Origin of the sequence: uncultured Clostridium sp., from assembly GCF_947072515.1 — a bacterium.
Lineage (GTDB): Bacteria > Bacillota > Clostridia > Clostridiales > Clostridiaceae > Clostridium.
Map to the genome: position 1 here is coordinate 1 of NZ_CAMTIG010000055.1, position 20,503 is coordinate 20,503.

Below are 20,503 nucleotides of genomic sequence, written 5' to 3' on the forward strand. Positions count from 1 at the left end.
CAATAAAATTAATAACTGCCGTATTTAAATTCCCACCGCCCTTATTGTTAGGTATTCCAAATGCTTCAAAATTACCTGTAGAAGTTTTTATCATTTTTGTAAAAAATAATGCACTTCTGACCTCTTTTAATTTTTCATCTGATAAAAATTCTATCTTGAATGCTCTTTCACATAAATTATGCATTTTTTCATAATTATTTTTTCCTAAATATCCTAATAACTTAATATATAAATCAGCTGCTTCTTTCATTATATTTTTATTTTGTGGTGACTCTTCATATATAGTATTTCGCTGTTCATAAACCTCAAATTTAGAACTATTTATGACTACAGGGAATTTAAACTCCTCACTCCCTATTAATGGGAATTTACAGAATAATCTAGGAATATTTTTATCTATTTCTTTAATTTCTTTTTCTTTTATTTGAATACCAATATCAACATTTTCAGAATTTACTATTAATACCTCTAAATCCTCAATTTCTCCATTTTCTTTCTTACTTATAACTATTTTTAAAATATCTTCTTCTAACTCTTCTTCACTTTTTCTAAAAAAAGTTATATTATTATAACTTATAGTTTTTATATTTCTATTAAATGCTAATAAATATCCATAATTTCTAAAAATCTCCTCAATCCCCAAAATAACTATGTTCTTATTATCATTCCCTATATTGTACTTAAATTTTGTTTCAAATTCATTTATTACTGAAATACCTCCTTTATCTTCATAGTTCATTAACTCTTCATCCAAAGAATCCAAGTAACTTAATGTTTTTTCTAATGACTGTTCTATTTCTTTATAGCTTATAAAACTTCTATCTAATTCAAATTCTAATGGAATTTTAATATTATCTGCTTTTAAAAATTTTCCTAATATCTCAACTTTCTCACTTAATAAATGTGTTGTCATAAAGCCAGTTCCAAACTTTCCTACAAAATCTTCATTCTCTTCAAATCCTTTTGTTGAAAGCTGTGTTACTAAACTTAATAATGATTCACTATTAAAACACTTCCCATCATGTGAAAACTCAAATTCATTTTGACTAAATCTCATTTTTATATTCAATTCATTCTCAGTGCAGTCATTAGCATTTTGAATCAATTCCCAAATCCATCTCTTTGAAACTAGCTCTTTATCACACTGCCTAACTCTTTGCATTTGTGTTCCTATTGTTTTTGCCGCTGCAATTCTAAATCTTCTTTCTTTATCTTCTTTAATTCCTATCATATTTTACTTTCTCCCTTAAAAAAGCATATTAAAATATATTAATATGCTCTAATCTCTTCTGTTCTTTTTATATAAACACTTTACTATTTACAACATCTTTTATTCCTGAAATAATACTTGTTGTATTCCAATATACCATCTTATATTTTTGTAATTCTATTGGAATTCTCTCTTGTCCCCAAGGTCTAACAACTAGTATTGGTTTACTCATTTCATTAGCCAAATCTATTTCTTTTTGTATCCATTCTCTATGATTAAAATACATACCCGCAATTATTATAACTACAGATGCTTGTCTTACCTGCTCTCTTAACTTTGTAGATAATTGGCTCTTTCGACTTAATTCAGTTGTCGCATTAATTTCTAATGGATTGCTTCTAGGTACACTATAATTTCTATATATAAAGCTCCTATCACTATCTAAGAGTCTAATTAATCCATTATAATCACTGTCAGCAGTCCATGCATGACTTATAAAAATATCATATCTTCTATTACTCATAAAAATTCTCCTTTTTTATTTAAATAAATTTATTAACCATATAAAGGCTCCACTATTATTCCATAAACAAATCATATATATTATTATGAAACCTATTGGTACATATGTCTCATTACTGGTTAACTTTATATGCTTACTCTTTTTTAATTCATCCCATTCTTCAGTAAATCCCTGCATTGGAAAACTTTCTTCTATCTTATTTATAACCTTAAATTTAGCATTATTTAATATCTTGTAACTTCTTATTGATGATATCCATGCTATACTAATTAAAATTCCCGTAATAAGAATCAAATTCCTATGGTTACTAAAAAAACTTACAGATATAAGTCCTATAATAGTTGTATTTATTGTTGTAAAAAAGCTATTACTTTTTGATCTTCTAACACTCATATTATCAGCCATTTGAACATATACTTTCCACTGCTCTAATAATATTTCATTTCTTTCCCTTGTTTCTTCTATTAAAATCTCTCTATCAATTGTTTCCATTATCTATTTTCCCTTTATCCTTATAGCATCTGTCTTAGCTTGTCATAGAACTGCTGTGTCTCTGATTTACTATTATTGCTGAATATTCCTTTATTAGAAGCCATATTTTCAGTTATAATCTTCTTCTTTGCATCTACATATTTAATAAGATCAGTAGATTTTCGTAATCTAGGCCAATAATCTAAATAATCCGGTAATTCTACATTATCAACTAAATAGCTAACTACAGGAAAATCTTTTTGTGCTGCCATTCCGATTTCAAATGGTACCCACCAAGATTCCTCTGTTTTATTTGACATAACGACCAAAATATCACTACAATCATTTAGTCTATTTTTTATATGGTCTGTCAACTGTTTTCCTTTCGAGCAGATTTCAACATCCAATAAATCTAAGTAGGCTTGTACGCCTAACTCTTTTAAATTTTTGCAAATCATTCCTGCTATAACTGAATCTTCTTGTTTATGCGATATAAAAACCTTCATTGCTCATACCTCCCTATATTCTATCTAATTTAACTAATTTCCAATACATTTTCCCTAAATTAGTTAATCTACACCCTTTATTATTTATAGCTGCAAAATACATATGCTCTGCTTCATAAGGCTTTACTAACCCAATAGAAACTAGTTTTTGAAGTTTAGCAAAAATTTTAGTATGTTCTTTTATACATTCTTTTTCCTCTGGTTCATATGTTTTATCTAGTTGATATATTTCTTCTTCCGTAGAAAAATACTTTGTAAGACTTTTTAAAATATTAATATCAATCAATGGATTTATTTTCCTAACAGATGTAAATGTAGAAATATTAGTTTTAAAAATCGGCCTTTGGTTCCAAGGTCCTAAAGATGAATCTATATATGCATATATACTTGCCATTGTTATATTTCCTAATATATCACTAGCCTCACCTTTTAATGCATCTAATAATAACGAAGTAAATATGCCGTGACCATTTTCTTCTATTGAACTTTCATCTTCTCTACTAGCTGTTAAAATTATAACTCCATCTCCCATTTGTGATAAATTTGAGTTTATACTATTGAGATTTCCCATTTTTCCTGAATTACAGCAATCTAATATTATAAATTTATTTTTCACTCTAGATTTATTAGCTAAATCTAGTATGTAATCCATTGAAATACCTTCATCTCCAGGTTCATAATCTGGTGTAACTATATAGCCTCCTGTTTTATTCAACATTCCATGTCCTGAAAAATAAAACAACGCAATATCTGAATCTCCAGAAAATAGTTTTTCTATTTCTAACTTAATATTTGCCCTTCTTAATCCAAAATTCTCATTATCAACTAACTTTTTAACATGAAAATTTTTACTTCCATCCTCATTTCTCGATAATACTTCTGTGATTTCATTAGCATCATTAACACATCCATTTAACCTAGCAAAATTATAATTATCTAATCCTATTACAAGTGCTTTTCTCATATATTACCTCCTCCTTATTTTCTTAAGATAATTATATCATAAATACCAAATTAAAGAATATAATCCATATACTTAAAATTTCATATTATTGTTATCTAATTTTTTAATACTATTGACCAAAAGAAAAAAGCGCATTAAAATAAATTTTAACGCACTTAAAATAGTTTCACTAATTATTTTCTATATCTAACTCTTTCTCTTACTATCTCATTAATTTCTAAACTTATATTTCTTTCAAATACAATCAAATTATACTTATAATTGATTGACATACTCTCTCCAAATATTTTCTGCAAATTCACTCCAGTTTTTTATTTTGCATTCCTTATCCTGTATCTTATAGCGGGTTTTCATTTCTAATACTTCATTTCCAGTAATCCATCCTCTATGCATATTTAAAATAGTTTTTAATGCACTTATATTATCATCTAATTTTAATTTTCTATAGTAACAGTATGCAAAATTCTCTAAATCGTTAATTATACCATAAATATCATACCTATAATTATCATCTCTTTTAAAAAAATAATTGTCTATTATTTTTTTATATGCTAAGTTAACTTTTTCCTGATCTAAATACTTAAAAACCGCTTCATACACTTTGTTCACGCCATCATATCCCCAATACTCTTTATAGCTCCTTTGCATAAGCATTTCAAATACTTTATCGACACAAATTTCTATTTTCTCTATATTTTCATTTTCATATTTATAAATAACTTCATTTACCATCTCCCATTCAAAATTTCCATCTTTTCTTCTATATTGTTCAAATACATATTTTAATGCAGCTTCACAAGACATTTTTCTGATAACTTCATAAGAATGTCTACTCTCTCTTTGGTCAAACCATCTAACTGGTATTCTATAAGCACTTTTTTCTATCTCATTTCTATTCAATTCATATTCATCTTTAGCTATTTGTACAAGACTTTCTTTAATCTTTTTATATCCTTTTCTCTCAGCTACTAATAATATAGCTTCTTTTATATCTGTAATATATATTTTTCTTATATTATTTTCAGAAGAATATAATCCTGCTTCACTATCAACATAAAATATCTTTGTTGAAACCCTCCAAATTGTTTCTAATTCCTCTATTGTAAAATCATTTTTCTCCATAGAACCTATTATTCCATCAAATATTGCTTGAATCCATTCCTTATCCCATACTAAATTCATATTCATAAATTGCCATAATGATTCATATCCTTGCCTTCCAGCAGCCTCTGCAATAGCTCCTTTTATATAAACTTCTGCCCTATTATCTCCTATTTGAGAAGCTATTTCAGAAATATTTAATAGTTCTACTCCAACATCTTTCCATAACTCTGTATCTTTTTCTATATTTTCAAACCATTTAAGTGGATAATACAATGTGTACTCTTTTCTCCCTACATATCCTATAGACTTTTCCTCTAAAATCCTCTCAGCTTCTTTAGCCTTTTCACTCCACCCTAGTTTTTTAGCTTTATCTATGAAACTATATGCCATATCGTTCATTTCATCAATTTCTAATCTCCATACTTCCCCATCACGCTTCATCCAATTATTAAATATTTCTTCTAAAAGACTGTATTCTTTATTTTTTACAAAATACTCCCATGATATATCCATATGTCTGAGATTATTTGACTCTTTTACTACTTCTCTCATTACTCTTCCAAGCCCTTCAATAAAGGTATCACCTAAATGCTGCGCTATTTCGATATAGTAATTTAGTAAAAACTTTTCATTTTTCAGTGTTTCTGCTTCCATTCTTCCAATATCATTATTACTTCCAAATAAGAACCTTATTGTATGCATATATATATCTAAATTTAATATTTGAATATTTTCTGAATTTCTTATCCCTCTATTTATCTCACCTAAATAAAAACTTGCTAGAGCTAGACACTTTACTGCTTGATATCGTCTAGTACCTTTTTCTAAATATTCATCAAGTTCCTCCATAATATTTTTAAGATTTACTTTATTAAATGCTAAAATTAAAGCTATATCCTCGTATCTCCGATAGCGATCTTTTTCCAACTCATAGTCACTTATCTCTATATATTTAAATCCCTTTTTATAAATTTCACTAATCAATTCTATATAAATATTTTCCTTGAAATTTACAATTGCCCATTTAGCAATTGTAATATTAAATTCATTTGAAAATTTATTATTTTTATTAGTTGTCAACTCAATAATAATATCAGTATGCTTAGTATTCATTAATCTATATATATATTCTTCAAAATCTATTTCAAAGTAAATAGATAAATTATTTACAGTTCTCTTTATCTCTTCAGCACTAGTTAACTTTTCTCCTTCTATTAGCCATCCTTTTGAAAAATATGCTCTAATTTTCTTTCTTCTATCACTCCACTTGTCACAATCTGCTTTTAATTTATAATTTATTCCTGTATATTGACATACTCTTCCCCATTTTTGTAGTAATTCCTCTAACTCTTCCCCAATCTCATCATCTTTCATACCATTGTTTAATTCTTTATTTTTATTTAATATCTCCACAATTTCTTCTGGTGTGAAACTTCCAATCCACTTTTCTAAAATGTATTTAGCCCTTTCAATTTCTTTATTACTAATTAATATCTCAATTTCGTTAAACATATTATTCATTCCACTTATTGTTAATAATGAGCTATGAATAACTTTTTTCTCACAATTAAGCACATCTGGAATACTTATATCTGGTATATATTCTTTATTCATCCATTGATTTGACTTTATAAATTGATTTAATGTAGAAACTGCGCAACTCAGATTTATTATTTTTTTAAATTCATTAACTTCAGCAATTGATTTTAATGTAACTTCTAATTGTTCAATAAGTTCATCTAATGGTCTTTTAACTTTTATAGCTTCAGCAACATATTCTTTGTTAAATATATCAATATATCTATCTGCCTTATTTGCATATTCTAAAAGTTTAAATACTAGCTCATGTCTACTTTTAACATCATCACTTTTTGATATATAATAATCAGCTATTTTCTCTGTAACTTTAGCAAATGAAGATATTCGTCTTCTTAACTGATTTTCTAAATATATCCTTACATCATTATGAAAAACTCTAAAACAATCTTCTTCTTCGATTACAATAGGATATAATTTTTGCAAAATTCTTTCCCATATATTTTTACTCATTGTGGCATCATTATAAATATCACATAAAATAGTTGCACTAATTTTTTTATTTACTAGTGCTAATACTCCTGCTACTGTATCATCAACATGGAAAAAACTATTTGGTAAATTGTCCAGTGCTGATTTCCATATATAATCATAATACGAACTAATTCCACTTGAAATTTTCTTTTTCGTTAAGCATTCTTCTAACTCATCTATATTTCTACACCTTCTAGCTTCATTTATTGCAAATACCGCTGACAGTGTATTTCCTTTTGAGTTTTTATTAATTATATTAATCACAGTATTAGTCTCTTCATTAGGTATCTGTTGCACTGTATCCAAGTATAACTGTTTTATATCATCCTCTGTTAATTTTGGTACCTCAACCTTTAAAACATCATTTTGTTGTAAAAAGTATGGATACTGTTCATACTCATACATTGGTTGCCCTACGATTAAAAAACATACATTTTTCGGTACTCCCTCTGGTGGTACTAGTGTTTCTAAAAATGTATTGCTTTTTCCTGCCCTTGCAGCATGATCAATTCCATCAATACATATAATTGTTGTATTTCCTGTTTCATTATATAGAACTGATGATAACCTTAAAACTTCTTCTCTTAATCTTTCCGTAGTCTGTAGTAATTCATTTGAGATTGGTACTTGATACTTACTCAATTTTCCTTTTAATAATTCTCTAAGCTGAATTAGCAAATCTCCCCACAAAGCTCTTGAATCACTTACCCCTTTATCTGCTGATAGATACATATCTTCGGGAGATAATGGTTTAAATGCATAAAATCTTAAAGTTATTACAGAATCAATTTTATTTGTAAGCTGACTTACAATATTTGTTTTACCTGTCCCTGGTTCTCCTGATAGGAAGATAATTGGCTGCTCCCTTTTTATTAATTTTTTTTCTAACTCATTTATAAATTGTAATCTCGATTTAAAAAACGGTTCTTTTGTTGGTATATCATGTATTCCCTTAAAATTATCAGAATTTAAAGAAAGCGCTTCCATTAAATCCTCTTTAGTAATTTCCTGTTTCTTTCTCAAAGTAGTTGTCCATTTCATCAAAGAGTAACATAACTTCTGATGTAATTGTATAGTTATTGTTCTATCGACTTGAAAATAATCTGATATTTTTTCTGCTATAGAATCAATTAATTCTTCCAAACCTTTTTGACTAGCTTTTATATCAAACTGTTTAAGAAACATTAATTTTTCTACATCATTTAATCCTTCCAGTTGGCCTAACCACTCCTTCCATGCTTCTATCCATTCATTCTTAACAACTATATCTTCAATTTTAATCGCTTCATCTATTTTCACTTTAATATATTCCCAAAATTTATTTAATGCTGGTCTTTCATAGCTCGGTATATTATCTACCTTAACTATATACATTTGTTTTCCTGAACTTCTGTTAGTAAATAATATAGCCTTACATGCTTTATATTCTGCTGACGCCTTCTTCCAATCCATAGAAAACTGTTTTAAATATGAACCTTTTGGCTTATCTCCATTTACCATATCTGAAAATGTCAATGTATCATTTTTTCGAGTATGCTTTACTTGAACACATTCAACTTTTCCATCATTATATTTTATTACAACATCATCCAATCCTTGAAGTTCTGAATGTTGCATTACTATAGATTCTATATTTTTATCTGGATATAATAAATCTAAGCAGTAAAAAAGTCCAACAGACCATTCATACCAATATGGATCTCCAGTTCCTGCTAACAAATTGACTCCGTTATTCATATCTTTATTTCCCCTAATTAATTGTATAATTTTTAATTTTTTTCTTTATTAACTAATTTTTACAATTATTCTCCAATATAATTTGCATATTCATTAACCTTTTTTCCTAAATTTATTTAAATATTCCTTTATAGCTTTTGATGTTGCAATTTTTTCTCTTACTACTTTCTTTAGATTTTCATCATTAGTTTCTATATAAATATTTTCACTAAAATACTTATCTAAAGTTAAGTTAAAATCCTCTCTATTTAAATCTAAAAACTTCAAAAACTCGTCTTTCTCTTTCTCTGATTTAAAAATAGTTAAAATACTATCAAATTTATTCTTTGCATAATGTGCATCTTCATTTTCCTCATCAAATAGAAATTCATATAAATTGTATGCTAAACTATTTTTTATATAATATCTATATTGATACATTTCTCTACAATATTGCTCTAAATTTTTCTTAAAATATCTTTTTTCAGGACATACTGTAACGTAACGTCCTGAATCTAATATTGCACATTGATATGAATCTAGTATTGTACCTTTATATCTTAACTCCAACATTCTATAACTAGTAGATATATTGTACATTAAATATGAATATTCAGATTCTATGCAACTATCCATTTCAACTTCTGTTATTGTAAATTCAGGTCTATATTTATAGTAATATCCCTCGCTAGTATATGTCCAATTTTCTTTCTCTTTTAATAATTCATTAAATTCTTCTAGTGGAATTCTATTCAATCCAAATCGTTTCTTCCACAATTCTTCTATTATAAAAACATTAGTATTCTGATCTTTAGGTGTATTTCTATCTAAATATCTTGTATACACAAATCCTTCCTTTATTTTGTTATGCCTTTTATTCTTTTGCTCTATGTACACAGGAGTTTTTATATGATTTTTTATTATTAAAACATCTATTTTTTTATCTTCTATAACTACACTTTCCAATTGAATTTTAGGTTTATTATCACCTGCAAATTTACAATTATCTATCGTATCTATCACCATTGCTTGAGTTTTCTTATTAGCATCATCATTTATCCCAACTACTCTAAAATCATCAGATACCCCAAATATTAAGAAACAATCTTTACTATGCACAGTATTTGTAAAGCAAATAATATCATGAACTAATGATTCTGTATCGCTATGCCACTTTTCTTTAAAATCCCAAAAATCTCCTTCTTGTTTTTTTTCTATTAACTCTATAATTATTTCCTTTAAATTTTTATTCATTTAATTCCCCTTATATTAATATTTTGATAATTAAATTATAGCAAAAAAGCAACTAATTTTATACTAGTTGCTTTAGCTCACATCCCATTTTTTTGCATATTTCCTTTTATTATATAGCATTATTATTTTCTTGATTATCATCTAAAATGTCATTTAATATATTGCTAATTTCTATAATTTTAATTTTATTGTTATTTAAATATCTTAAATACTGTTCTCCATTCTCTGTACAAAGTTCTAGCTCAATGCCATCAATCAAAAACTTTCTACTTTTCTCTTTAATATCTATCTTCCAACAGACTATGTAATCAAAAGTTTTAAATGGATGCTCATGCTTAAATATATTACTTAATAAAAATTCTATTTCTACTAGAACCACATTTTCTTGTTTATCTAAACATATTAAATCTGTTGTAGAGTTTGTTGCATAGTGCAATATACTATCTATGTATTTAATTTTTTGCTTATACTTTGAATTGCTAAGTAATATTGCAAATAATAATGCTGTTTGATCTTCATTGTCAGGAATTTTTCTAAGTGCTATATCATTTATATCTATATTTTCTAATTCATCATATGTTTTAAGTCTTTTATTTAAATTTGCAGTTTTAGTATCTATTAAATATTCTATTTCTTCTTCTTTTCTCAGCTTAAAATATCCATTTTCAGCTAAGGGAATTATATCTTCATTTATTATTTTTTTCGCATTATCAAATATCCATTTAACTTTTTCACTATCTCTATTACATATATTATTTCTATCAGCTGTTAAATCAAAATTTTGAGAGTTCAATAATAAATGAAAATGATGAAAATTTTTATTTTGTATAAGATTTGATTTTAAAACTGGTATAAAGTCTTTAGCTAAATATATACCAAATCTAGTTTTATATCTTTCTCCAGCTTTTAATCTTGATATTTCTTTTCTACAATTTATTCCTGATATAGTTCCATAAAGTTGAAATGAAACATATTCTCCGTTTATATTCGTACTTCTGTGATATGGTCCAAAGTGTCTACAGTAGTTAACTGACTTTTTATAAACCTTCTCTGATTCATCTTCTTTTGGGTTCTCTTGTGGTTGAAAAAATTGATGTGTTCCTGCTACTTCTTCTTTAATCCCTAATATCTCATCATTTATAAATATTCTTGGTGCTATTTGCATATTTTTTACGTAACTATTTAACTCTACAAAGTTGGCAAATATGTTTTTAAAACTTCCTGCTGCAGTAAACCATAAAATATAATCTTTGACTACGTAAAAATTAAATAATTTTTCTGGATTATTTATCAAGTAGTTTTCAATCTTTATTTTAGTCCCACTTTTATAAACTTTTTCTTCTGTGAATTCTAATGAATATTCAGGTAATCTCTCCTCTTTTAAGCTCCTCCATGGATTCTCCATAAATGCAAATATACTTTTATAATTTAATTTACGTGTTTCTACATTAAGATTATCACATCTGAAAAATATTTTTGTCCCTAGCCCTTTTTCGCCTATATTTTTTTCTCCTTTCTTAGAATCTCCCAAATTAAAAAAAGTTTTAATTTCATCCTCATCCATTCCAACTCCATAATCTTCTATATCTAATGAGAACTTTCCCTTTTCATTTCTATATATTTTAATGAATATATTTTTAGCCTCAGCATCAACGCAATTACTTATAGCTTCACGTAATACCTCTAGCGGATTAACCATATTTTTAACTATTTCTCTATATAAAGATATATCTTTAACTACAGGTACAAAAATTTCCATAAATATTTTCACCTCTTTTTAAAACTTGTGTATTACACAACTTTTATTATGTACATTTTACTAAAATTAATACATAAATGAATTGGAGTTATTAATTATGGAAAATAAAAATATAATAGGCTTAAATATAAAATTGGTAAGAAAATCATTAAATATATCTCAAAAAGAGCTTGTTGCAAAACTTAACTTACAAGGAATCCATTTAGATGAACCTATGTTATCAAGAATAGAAAATTGTAAAAGGCCTTTACTGGATTATGAAATTTTAGCTATTTCTAAGGCATTAAATATCAATATAGATACTCTTTTCAAGCTACAGAAAAATATTTAATTAACATTAATTTCAACTCTTTAAATATTACTAATCCTTATGTCACTCACTATTAGAGTGGCTTCTTATTTTCTAATTTAGAATTTTATTATAAAAAAGATACCATGAGCTTTACTCATGATATCCATATATCTCTTTATAATTTTTTTATTTTATATAAATTCAATTTTCCAGTTAAAATATCCTGTTTCTTTATTAAGTTCATACCTAAAATATGCACTAAAAGTATTTCCTTTTTTACTTTTCAAATTTCTAAATCCTACTTTTCCATTTTTTAAAAGCAATGCTACCATTTCTTTTGATACAGTCTTACCAAATGAATTTATATATTTATCATCTTTCCAAATAGTATATTTACATCCACTTTTCCAGTTTGAACAGCCAAAGCCTTTTTCACCTTCAATTATAGGATTTCCACATACCGGACAATTTCCTATAGCTTCTTGCCCTTCCTCAAGCTTTACTTTTACATTTTTAAGTATTGAGTCATCACTTTTTATTTTATTTACTCCATCTATAGTAAATTCTTTTATAAGATTTAAAAACTCACTTTTTTGGAACTTTCCTTTTTCTATATCTGAAAGTGTCTTTTCAAGTCTTCCTGTATATTCAAGATCTAAGAGTTCCTTAACAGGAAATATTTCAACCATTGTTCTTCCAAGTTTTGTACATGTAAGACTTTTTCCTTTAGTTTCTATATATCCAACATCTTTAAGCTTCTTTATAGTTTCTGCTCTTGTTGCAGGCGTTCCTATACTAAACCCACTTAATATAGATGCCATCATCTCTTCACTATTATTCTCTTCTTTAGACTCATCATCATTTTCATCTTTATTATCTTTTTTAAGATTCTTTCCACAAGTTTCCATCAATCTAAGAAGTGTTTTTTCCGTATGCTTTTTAGGTGGTTTCTTAGTTACTGATGAAACTTTACTACTAGCAACATCTACAATTTCATTTTCTTGTACATTAGGCAGTATTGTATCTTTACTTTCTATTTTTTCAACAAGTCTCCAACCTTCAACTAATTGAATTTTCCCTTTAGATACAAACTCTCCCTTAGCTTCTTCACATTCAACCTTAGTAACTATTTTACTTTCCTCATACTCAGCTACAGGCATAAATTGCATTATAAATCTATTTTTAACAGCATTATAAACTATTTTTTCATCTGCACTTAAACCATTGGGGTTTATATATGTTGGAACTATAGCACTATGGCTTTCTACCTTCTTGTTATCAAATATCCTTTTACTTTTCGTAAACTTTATTTGTTCCTCATATGGAAGGCCTTTCTTTATATTATCTAAAACTTTTCTAGTTCTATCTACTAGACTTTCTTCAAGTGCCATACTCCCTGTTCTAGGATATGTTATAAATTTCTTTTCATAAAGACTCTGTGCTACTTTTAAAACTTTATCTGACGTCCATCCCTTATATTTGCTAGTTACATGACCTTGTAAGTTTGATAAATTAAATAAAAATGGTGGATAATCTTTTTTCTTTTCTGATTCTTTTAAAATTATCTTTCCTTTTTTATTTTCAATTGCTTTTCCCACAAGTGTTAAGTCATTTCTATTTTCAAACTTCTCTGAATTGTTTAAATAATAAAGTCCTTCATACTCTTCATTTTCTCCAGTTTTAAATGTAGCCACAAGTTTATAATAAGTACTCGCCTTAAAATTTTCTATTTCTAAATCCCTGTCATAAATAATTTTAAGAGTAGGAAGCAATACTCTACCTATATTTAAAATTTTCCCATCTTTATTCAAATTATATCTTATAGTTGCAACTGACGTAAGATTTATTCCTATAATCCAATCAGCCCACTGTCTACCTATTCCAGCATCTTGAAGTGGTTGCATCTCTGAATTCAATTTTAAATTATTCATTCCTTTTTTAACTTCAGCTTCTGTCCACTCATTTAATAAGATTCTATATATAGGCTTTTTTATCTCATAATGCATGAATAGCTCATCTGATATTACTTGCCCTTCTCTATCGAAATCTGTTGCTGATATGATGCTATCAACATCTTCTCTATGCATTAATGATTTTATTATCTTTAATTGCTTTGCTGCACCCTTGTCTTCTATATTCTTATTAATTCCATCATTTTTCACTTTATATTTAAATTCTTCAGGAATAAAAGGGAATTTTTCCATTCTCCATCCCTTCATATTCTCATCGTAGTCTTTGGCGTCATATAATTGTAGAAGATGTCCAAATGCCCAAGTAATTATATATTCTTCGCCCTCAAAGTATCCATCTTTTCTATTTTTTATTTTAAATGCATCAGCTATATTTTTTGCAACAGAGGGTTTTTCTGCTATTATAACTTTTTTCATTTCTAGCCCTCCTTACTATTAATTATCTTAACTTTATTATTTTATATGATTTCAATTCATTATTCAAATTATTAATAGTTACTTGCTTTTCTTTTATTACATTTCTAAGTTTTTTATTTTCTTCTAGCAATTCTTCAATAGTCTTTTGATAACTTTCGCTCTGCATTCTAAGATCAAATATATCTATAATGTTATCTATAACCTTATAATATTCTTCATTTAAATCCTCTATCTTTTTTTCTAATTCATCAACTCTCTTTATATTTAAATAGTCTTTTTTACTTTTTATTCTATAATTTAAAAATTCTAAAAGATATCTATCTAAATATATACTCTTCCTGGTAATTCCCAACTTTTTATTGTTTGCAAAAAAACTTATATTAAGTTCATTCCTCTTAATATTTTGTACCAATTCTTGATTTTCCATTTCTGCATCACTAATAATCTCTTCTGCTTTCAATATTCTATTAAGACTTTTTTGTGGTATCTCTATATCACCGAATAATGTTTTTAAGACTGTATCCATTCTTCTACCTCATCTTTAATTTTCTCAATTTCTAAAACAATCTTTCTTATTTGTCTATTTTCTTCTATAACCTTATTTTCCCCCTTTATTCTTAGCTCATCTTCCAATAACTTTATTTCTTTAATTAATGTTTTATTTAAAAAATATTTTAAGTTTTTTATCTCTCTATTTAATTCAAATTCTAATTCCTTATTTTTTTCTACAATTTTTTTATTATGTTCTATTATAGATTTTTTTTGTAGAAATCTTTCATAATTTAAATCTATAAATTTAAATGTATCTAATTCTAATCCAATATAATAATTTTTCTCTCCTGAATTAAAATATTTTCTTTTCTTACATACTCCACTTATTACAGCTTTTACACAAACACCAAATTCATTTTCAACTGCAGTTGAATTTGTTTTTTCTAATATTTCTAAAATCTTTGTTATATCTGTTTTGATATTTATATTTTTCTTTTTTAAAAATTTATTTATTTTTTTTATCTTTTCTTCTATATTCTTATCTTCTAGACTATTTTTCAATTCTGCATCTATATATCCATTTTCATCAGTTATAGAATTTAATATTTCAATATTCTCTTCCATCTCATTGATCTTTTTTTCAGTTTTTATATATTGACATGTCATATCTTCATACATATGGTTCATATGTTCTCTTATAAAATCTAAAGGTATTCCCTTTTTATACATCTTAGAACATACAGTTACTCTAAATCGGTGAAAATTAATTAAGGGAAATTTTTTTTTATTAACTTCATCAAATCTTTCTGATTTTTTCTCTGCACTTCCACAAAACTTTTCATATATTGTTTTGCTCTCAATTTTAAAATATGGTACACTATCTTTATATCTTTCATGTATCTCTTTAAATTCATTATAATTTCTAATAAAAAACCTTTTTAAATAATCAGTTAGTGAATCTGTATTCATAATTTTATTATATGTGCTGTCGCCTATAAAAATAAATTTCCTTAATTCGCTTTCAATTTTATTTATTTCTTTTTCTGATAATACATCCCTGTAATTACTTTCATTTATTTCACCAATTTCTATCCCTTTCTTTTTTGCCATTATTCTATATTTTCTTAACCTTGCCTTCATGGACATTCTAGAAATTAATTCATCAACTAAACTTTCTGCTCGTTTATATGCTTCACTGCTTAATTCTGTTAAACAACAATATGTCTCTCGCTTCTCAATATATTTACTCTCACTTTTAGTGGAAATAAAATTTAAATATGATACTTTATGTTCACCTACTTTAATTTCTTCTAACTTTCCAGTTTCCAACAAACATAATTCTTCTATCCTCATTCCTGTTTCTGCTACTATGATTAATAAATTGCAAAATATTCTATTAGTTATAGATATCTGCTCATCTTTACTATCTCTTATTGCAAGTGAAACCATTTTATTTAAAAATTCATCAGGTATGTATTTACTTATCACCTTATCCGTCTTAAACTTTCTATAATATGCCTTTTTCATTTCTATATAGTCTATTATCCTAGAATCATTACTTCCTTTTATTTCATAAATTAATTTAACTAATTTTGTAATACCATTTAAAAACCTTGCTAAATAATTATATTTACATTTTTTCTCTTTATCTAAAATATACTCTTCTAAAAAATTGTCATTAATTAATCCTGGAATTTCTATTCCTAATTTAACACATTCATTAGTAAAAGTTTTCATTATATCAAAATCCTTATGGATAGTTTGAATCTTATTAGTTCCATACATAAATTCTTCTAATATTACCAACTTAATATAATTTAAAAATTCCCCATTTACATACTCAAAATTGAATTTATATGCCACTGATTCTCTATTTAATGTGTTAAAGTCTGAAAAATCCCATAATGCATCCTGAAATTCAACCCCTTTAAGTATCTTAAAACTATTAACCTCTACTGAATAACTTTTTAATTTTTCCTTTATATTCCTTGAATTTTCAATTATATTTACATCTTCAATTGCAATATAACTCACTTATGCCCTCTCTCCTTCTCTTCTAATTTAATAATTCCTGTTATATATTTTACTAATAATTTTTTCTCATATAACTTTTCTTCTCTTATAAATTTATTATCTGTCTCCTCAATTTCTCTATCACACTCTTTAACTCTCTCCATAAATGCATTTTTTCTATTTATAAATGTTATAAAATTTTTACAAATCAAACATTCTGCTAAATCAAATTTACATTTATTCTCAGAACATTGCCCTAAATTATCTTTTGTACATCTTAATTTAGATTTTTCTTCACTTACAAGAATTTCGCCTTCACAATTAACATCATTAATCATAATTCCAAACATACTTTCTGCTATCAACTCAATTCTATTTCTTTGTTGATAGTACTTTCTTATTGTTTTCACTGAATCATTTGTGATCGCCTTAATCTCACTAAAGCCTAAATTATGCTCTCTTGCTTCATCACAAACTTTATTCATATACGTATCCCTAACATTTTGTACTGTATAATTTTTTTATCTAATTTTTCATTTAAATTATAAATTATTTTTTTAAAATATTTTTGGAAATCTATTCGTTTAAGTCCTTTTTCTACTCTCAAATATTCCTCAATAAAAATGTAATTTGCCAATTCCTGTTTCTCACTATATTTTTGTGTAATTTCTATAGCTTCTAAAATCAAATTTTCTATTTTTTCATTAATCGCAATACTTACTTTTTCTTTACCTCCAATTTTAGGGAAATAATTAATATATGTTTTTTTCCCTTCTTTACTAAGGCAATCTCTATTTAAATTTAATATCGCACCTATTCTTAAATTAGAATATATGCAAATCTCAAATGCTATCCTGTATAGTCTACTATTTTCACATTCTTTCTCCAACCTTAAAAATTCACTATATATTAATTTTAAATCATTATCCGTAATAATAGTTCCTCCCCTTGGTTTTTCTAAGCTTTTCAATGAAAATATATCAAATATTTTTTCATCTATTTTATAATATTCTTTATTAATTTTTAAAAATTTTCTTAATGCTTTTAATTTTCCTTTTAGCCCATTTAAATTTTGTGTTTCTTTATCTAAAATTTTTCTATACATATATGTTTTTTCTAGTGTTATATCACATTCCTTATCTTTACATATATATTCTAAAAATTTATATACTTCTTTTAAATAATGTATCTTCGTTCTTAAATTCCCTTCATTTTCCCATATAAACCTTTTCACCCCTTCTATATAAACTTGATTTATATCTTCTAAATCACAAAATAATATTTTTAAATTTTCTAAATCAGAGGATTTTACTGAATATTCATTAGGAATTATACAAAACTTATTGCTAGAAGGCTCTTTCTCCATTGGCATATAATATATTGGTTTGAATCCTTCTCTTAAAATCTTTGCAATCACTTTAGTTCTAAATGCTTTTTTTTCTACTTCTGTTAAATTCCAATTCATCCATTTATACTTTTCATCTTCTATTAAAAAACGAAACATTATATATAAATAATTGCACATTCTATTTCTTGTACTACACTTTTTATTCTCAAGCTCCAAATATATTTTTCTTATAACCTCAAAATTAAAATCTTCATATTTTTTTATTTTCAAATTTTTCAATACTTCTGAAAAATAATAAAAAAATCTTCTTAATTCTTTATTGGCATGTCCTTGTACTTTATATTTATTATAAAAATCTAAATATATTTTTTTTAATAGCTCATTATCAGTATTGCAATTTATATTTATTACCTTTTTATCTACTACTATATACTCTCCAGTAATCATATAACTCATTTTCACATTTATTGGATAATCATTTAGATACACTTCTCCAAATTCCTCTTTTTTTCTTTTATTCTTTGCTTTAAAAAATTCAGTTATTTTCTTATCAGATACTACTGCACTATATATTTCACTTAGACTATTCTTATAAAACAGTCCGCCTATTTCTCTTGTATCATTTCTCCATATCCTAATTTGATTTTTATTTAAAAATTTTTCTACCAAAGAAATTCTTTCCTCTAAAAAAATCTTTTTATCTATATTTTGATTTTGAGTCATACTTTCCCATGAGAAATCTTTCTCTTTATATTCTTTAATAATTTCTGCTATAAAATATAACATTATCATCTCTTCATCTTTAAAATTTCCTACCATGTTTATATTAGATACTCTCAAAAAAATTTCTTTAAGAACATTTTTTGCTTTCCTATTTCTTACACTTTCTATAATGTTTCTCACTTCATTCTCTATTAATTCACTTTTAGATACTCTCATTTGTCCTCCATACTTTTTTCTATTAATTTAATAATAGCTTCATTTTCATTTAATACATCTTCTTCTGTTGGATTAAAATATTGCTCCGTTGAAGACAAACTTCTTTGCCTTAACTTTCTTTTTATAAATAGTGAATCTCTACCGATTCTTCTCAAATTCATCGCATATCCATGCCTAAATCTATGGCTTAAATTTATTCTTTTATTTCCTATATCAACTGCAATATTACACTCTAAGTAGATCTTTTTAAGTCTTTTATTCCATCCGCTTGACGATAGTCGACTACCATTTTTATTTAAAAATATATAATAATTCGCTTTATTTTCTTGCATTACTGAATCTGCTATTGAATTTCCCATTATGTTCTTCAGTTTTATTTCGCTAATAGTTAAAATATCCCTTGAATCATCAATATACTCTAATATTTCCTCTTTCATTTCCTCGCTAACATATATTTCATGAAATCCTCTATCTTTTAATTTATACATTTTACTTTTATAATCTTCTTTTTCCTCAGGTATAAAACACGTCTTAGCTTTCTGATACTCTCTGTCACTTATTCGATTACATAAAATAATTTTATTTTCTCTGATATCTTCTATTGTTAACCCTAATACTTCACCTAAACGCAAACCATATAAAAACATTAGCTTAATCATTATAATATCTCTTCTTACATATAAACTTTCTATTTCTTCTTCTAAATAACTAAGAATTCTTTTATATTCATTTACTGAAATATATTTTGGTGCTGTATCAATGAAACTACTATTTCTATTTAGATTAGTTTTATATTTTAACTCCACTTGCTTTCTATTCTCAGTAAAAACATTTATTGTATCATATAAATATTTGCTTTCTATCTCCATATAAATACAAAATCTTCTTATTGCATTAAAATATAAATTATGAGTTGCAATACTTCTTGTTTTTATATGCTTTATTGATTTACCATTTCCTGTCATAGAAATTCCTAAAATAAAATCACTTAAATTCCTCAAATCATTTTGTGTAAATTCTTCTAACTCTTTCCCCACTACTTCTTTGAATTCATATAAAATTTTAAGTGCTGATTGTGCTTGTTCTCTCGCATTAATAGATTTTATATTACATTTATAATTTAAATATATAAATACTTCCTCTATGACTCTGCCCTTAGAATCTATCAAAAAAAGATATTCTTTATCGTTTCTTTTCCTTTTAATTCTTTTTATATCTATTACTTTTATTTCAATATTGTTTATTTTAACTACATATCTATTTCCTTTACCTCTTATCTCTTCTACAATTTCCATTTACTATATTCACCCTCTTTATTTACTCATATTCACAAGTAAGTATATCATATATTTTTATATAAAAAAAAGCTATACTTTACTCATCTTCTTAAGTAAGTATAACTTCTCGATCAAAATCTGTTGCTGAGATTATCCCATCTACATCTTCTCTTTCAAT

Annotated in this window: 15 protein-coding genes; 1 reads left to right on the plus strand and 14 read right to left on the minus strand. The window is 26.0% G+C overall.

Annotated elements, in window-relative coordinates:
• The 8 genes from Q0W06_RS15565 to Q0W06_RS15600 all read right to left on the minus strand — a co-directional run.
• Positions 1 to 1,231: hypothetical protein (locus Q0W06_RS15565; RefSeq protein WP_297637746.1), on the minus strand; the 1,231-nt coding region annotated here is incomplete at its 3' end.
• A 67-nt stretch (positions 1,232 to 1,298) separates the two neighbouring features.
• Complete coding sequence (locus tag Q0W06_RS15570) at positions 1,299 to 1,733, minus strand: TIR domain-containing protein (RefSeq protein WP_297637749.1); 435 nt, start codon at positions 1,731 to 1,733, stop codon at positions 1,299 to 1,301.
• A 15-nt stretch (positions 1,734 to 1,748) separates the two neighbouring features.
• Positions 1,749 to 2,225 (minus strand): hypothetical protein, encoded by a 477-nt coding sequence (locus tag Q0W06_RS15575; protein ID WP_297637751.1) that lies wholly within the window; start codon positions 2,223 to 2,225, stop codon positions 1,749 to 1,751.
• Positions 2,226 to 2,245: 20 nt separating this feature from the next.
• A complete protein-coding gene (locus tag Q0W06_RS15580) occupies positions 2,246 to 2,710 on the minus strand; it encodes a toll/interleukin-1 receptor domain-containing protein (RefSeq protein ID WP_297637753.1) in 465 nt (154 codons plus the stop codon).
• Between the two features lie 13 nt (positions 2,711 to 2,723).
• Positions 2,724 to 3,674 carry a caspase family protein gene (locus Q0W06_RS15585; RefSeq protein ID WP_297637755.1) on the minus strand — a complete coding sequence of 317 codons (951 nt, stop codon included), beginning with the start codon at positions 3,672 to 3,674 and terminating at the stop codon, positions 2,724 to 2,726.
• A 255-nt stretch (positions 3,675 to 3,929) separates the two neighbouring features.
• Positions 3,930 to 8,585 (minus strand): AAA family ATPase, encoded by a 4,656-nt coding sequence (locus Q0W06_RS15590; RefSeq protein ID WP_297637757.1) that lies wholly within the window; start codon positions 8,583 to 8,585, stop codon positions 3,930 to 3,932.
• A 93-nt stretch (positions 8,586 to 8,678) separates the two neighbouring features.
• Complete coding sequence (locus Q0W06_RS15595) at positions 8,679 to 9,818, minus strand: RNA-binding domain-containing protein (RefSeq protein WP_297637759.1); 1,140 nt, start codon at positions 9,816 to 9,818, stop codon at positions 8,679 to 8,681.
• A gap of 109 nt (positions 9,819 to 9,927) precedes the next feature.
• Complete coding sequence (locus Q0W06_RS15600; protein ID WP_297637762.1) at positions 9,928 to 11,577, minus strand: ATP-binding protein; 1,650 nt, start codon at positions 11,575 to 11,577, stop codon at positions 9,928 to 9,930.
• Positions 11,578 to 11,674: 97 nt separating this feature from the next.
• Here Q0W06_RS15600 and Q0W06_RS15605 point away from each other — a divergent pair, with 97 nt between their 5' ends.
• Positions 11,675 to 11,908, plus strand: a complete 234-nt coding sequence (locus Q0W06_RS15605) for a helix-turn-helix transcriptional regulator (RefSeq protein WP_297637765.1) — start codon at positions 11,675 to 11,677, stop codon at positions 11,906 to 11,908.
• 152 nt (positions 11,909 to 12,060) lie between these two features.
• On the opposite strand, the gene Q0W06_RS15610 is transcribed toward Q0W06_RS15605, so the two are convergent.
• Genes Q0W06_RS15610 through Q0W06_RS15635 form a run of 6 tightly spaced genes read right to left on the minus strand, consistent with a single transcriptional unit; the run spans position 12,061 to position 20,343 of the window.
• The gene (locus Q0W06_RS15610) at positions 12,061 to 14,256 is read right to left on the minus strand and encodes a type IA DNA topoisomerase (protein WP_297637767.1); all 2,196 of its coding nucleotides are present in this window, start codon (positions 14,254 to 14,256) and stop codon (positions 12,061 to 12,063) included.
• Between the two features lie 22 nt (positions 14,257 to 14,278).
• On the minus strand, positions 14,279 to 14,782 hold the full coding sequence (locus Q0W06_RS15615) for a hypothetical protein (protein ID WP_297637769.1): 504 nt from the start codon (positions 14,780 to 14,782) through the stop codon (positions 14,279 to 14,281).
• On the minus strand, positions 14,767 to 16,782 hold the full coding sequence (locus Q0W06_RS15620) for a tyrosine-type recombinase/integrase (RefSeq protein ID WP_297637771.1): 2,016 nt from the start codon (positions 16,780 to 16,782) through the stop codon (positions 14,767 to 14,769). Before Q0W06_RS15620 ends, Q0W06_RS15615 begins: the two co-directional genes overlap by 16 nt.
• A complete protein-coding gene (locus Q0W06_RS15625; RefSeq protein ID WP_297637773.1) occupies positions 16,779 to 17,246 on the minus strand; it encodes a hypothetical protein in 468 nt (155 codons plus the stop codon). Before Q0W06_RS15625 ends, Q0W06_RS15620 begins: the two co-directional genes overlap by 4 nt.
• A complete protein-coding gene (locus Q0W06_RS15630) occupies positions 17,243 to 19,048 on the minus strand; it encodes a hypothetical protein (protein WP_297637775.1) in 1,806 nt (601 codons plus the stop codon). The genes Q0W06_RS15625 and Q0W06_RS15630 overlap by 4 nt, the downstream gene beginning before the upstream one ends.
• The gene (locus Q0W06_RS15635; RefSeq protein WP_297637777.1) at positions 19,045 to 20,343 is read right to left on the minus strand and encodes a site-specific integrase; all 1,299 of its coding nucleotides are present in this window, start codon (positions 20,341 to 20,343) and stop codon (positions 19,045 to 19,047) included. The genes Q0W06_RS15630 and Q0W06_RS15635 overlap by 4 nt, the downstream gene beginning before the upstream one ends.
• Positions 20,344 to 20,503 lie beyond the last annotated feature (160 nt).

Coding starts and splice junctions, on each gene's coding strand:
- Q0W06_RS15570 (WP_297637749.1), bottom strand. CDS start 1,733: ATGAGTAATAGAAGATATGATATTTTTATAAGTCATGCATGGACTGCT.
- Q0W06_RS15575 (WP_297637751.1), bottom strand. CDS start 2,225: ATGGAAACAATTGATAGAGAGATTTTAATAGAAGAAACAAGGGAAAGA.
- Q0W06_RS15580 (WP_297637753.1), bottom strand. CDS start 2,710: ATGAAGGTTTTTATATCGCATAAACAAGAAGATTCAGTTATAGCAGGA.
- Q0W06_RS15585 (WP_297637755.1), bottom strand. CDS start 3,674: ATGAGAAAAGCACTTGTAATAGGATTAGATAATTATAATTTTGCTAGG.
- Q0W06_RS15590 (WP_297637757.1), bottom strand. CDS start 8,585: ATGAATAACGGAGTCAATTTGTTAGCAGGAACTGGAGATCCATATTGG.
- Q0W06_RS15595 (WP_297637759.1), bottom strand. CDS start 9,818: ATGAATAAAAATTTAAAGGAAATAATTATAGAGTTAATAGAAAAAAAA.
- Q0W06_RS15600 (WP_297637762.1), bottom strand. CDS start 11,577: ATGGAAATTTTTGTACCTGTAGTTAAAGATATATCTTTATATAGAGAA.
- Q0W06_RS15605 (WP_297637765.1), top strand. CDS start 11,675: ATGGAAAATAAAAATATAATAGGCTTAAATATAAAATTGGTAAGAAAA.
- Q0W06_RS15610 (WP_297637767.1), bottom strand. CDS start 14,256: ATGAAAAAAGTTATAATAGCAGAAAAACCCTCTGTTGCAAAAAATATA.
- Q0W06_RS15615 (WP_297637769.1), bottom strand. CDS start 14,782: ATGGATACAGTCTTAAAAACATTATTCGGTGATATAGAGATACCACAA.
- Q0W06_RS15625 (WP_297637773.1), bottom strand. CDS start 17,246: ATGAATAAAGTTTGTGATGAAGCAAGAGAGCATAATTTAGGCTTTAGT.
- Q0W06_RS15630 (WP_297637775.1), bottom strand. CDS start 19,048: ATGAGAGTATCTAAAAGTGAATTAATAGAGAATGAAGTGAGAAACATT.
- Q0W06_RS15635 (WP_297637777.1), bottom strand. CDS start 20,343: ATGGAAATTGTAGAAGAGATAAGAGGTAAAGGAAATAGATATGTAGTT.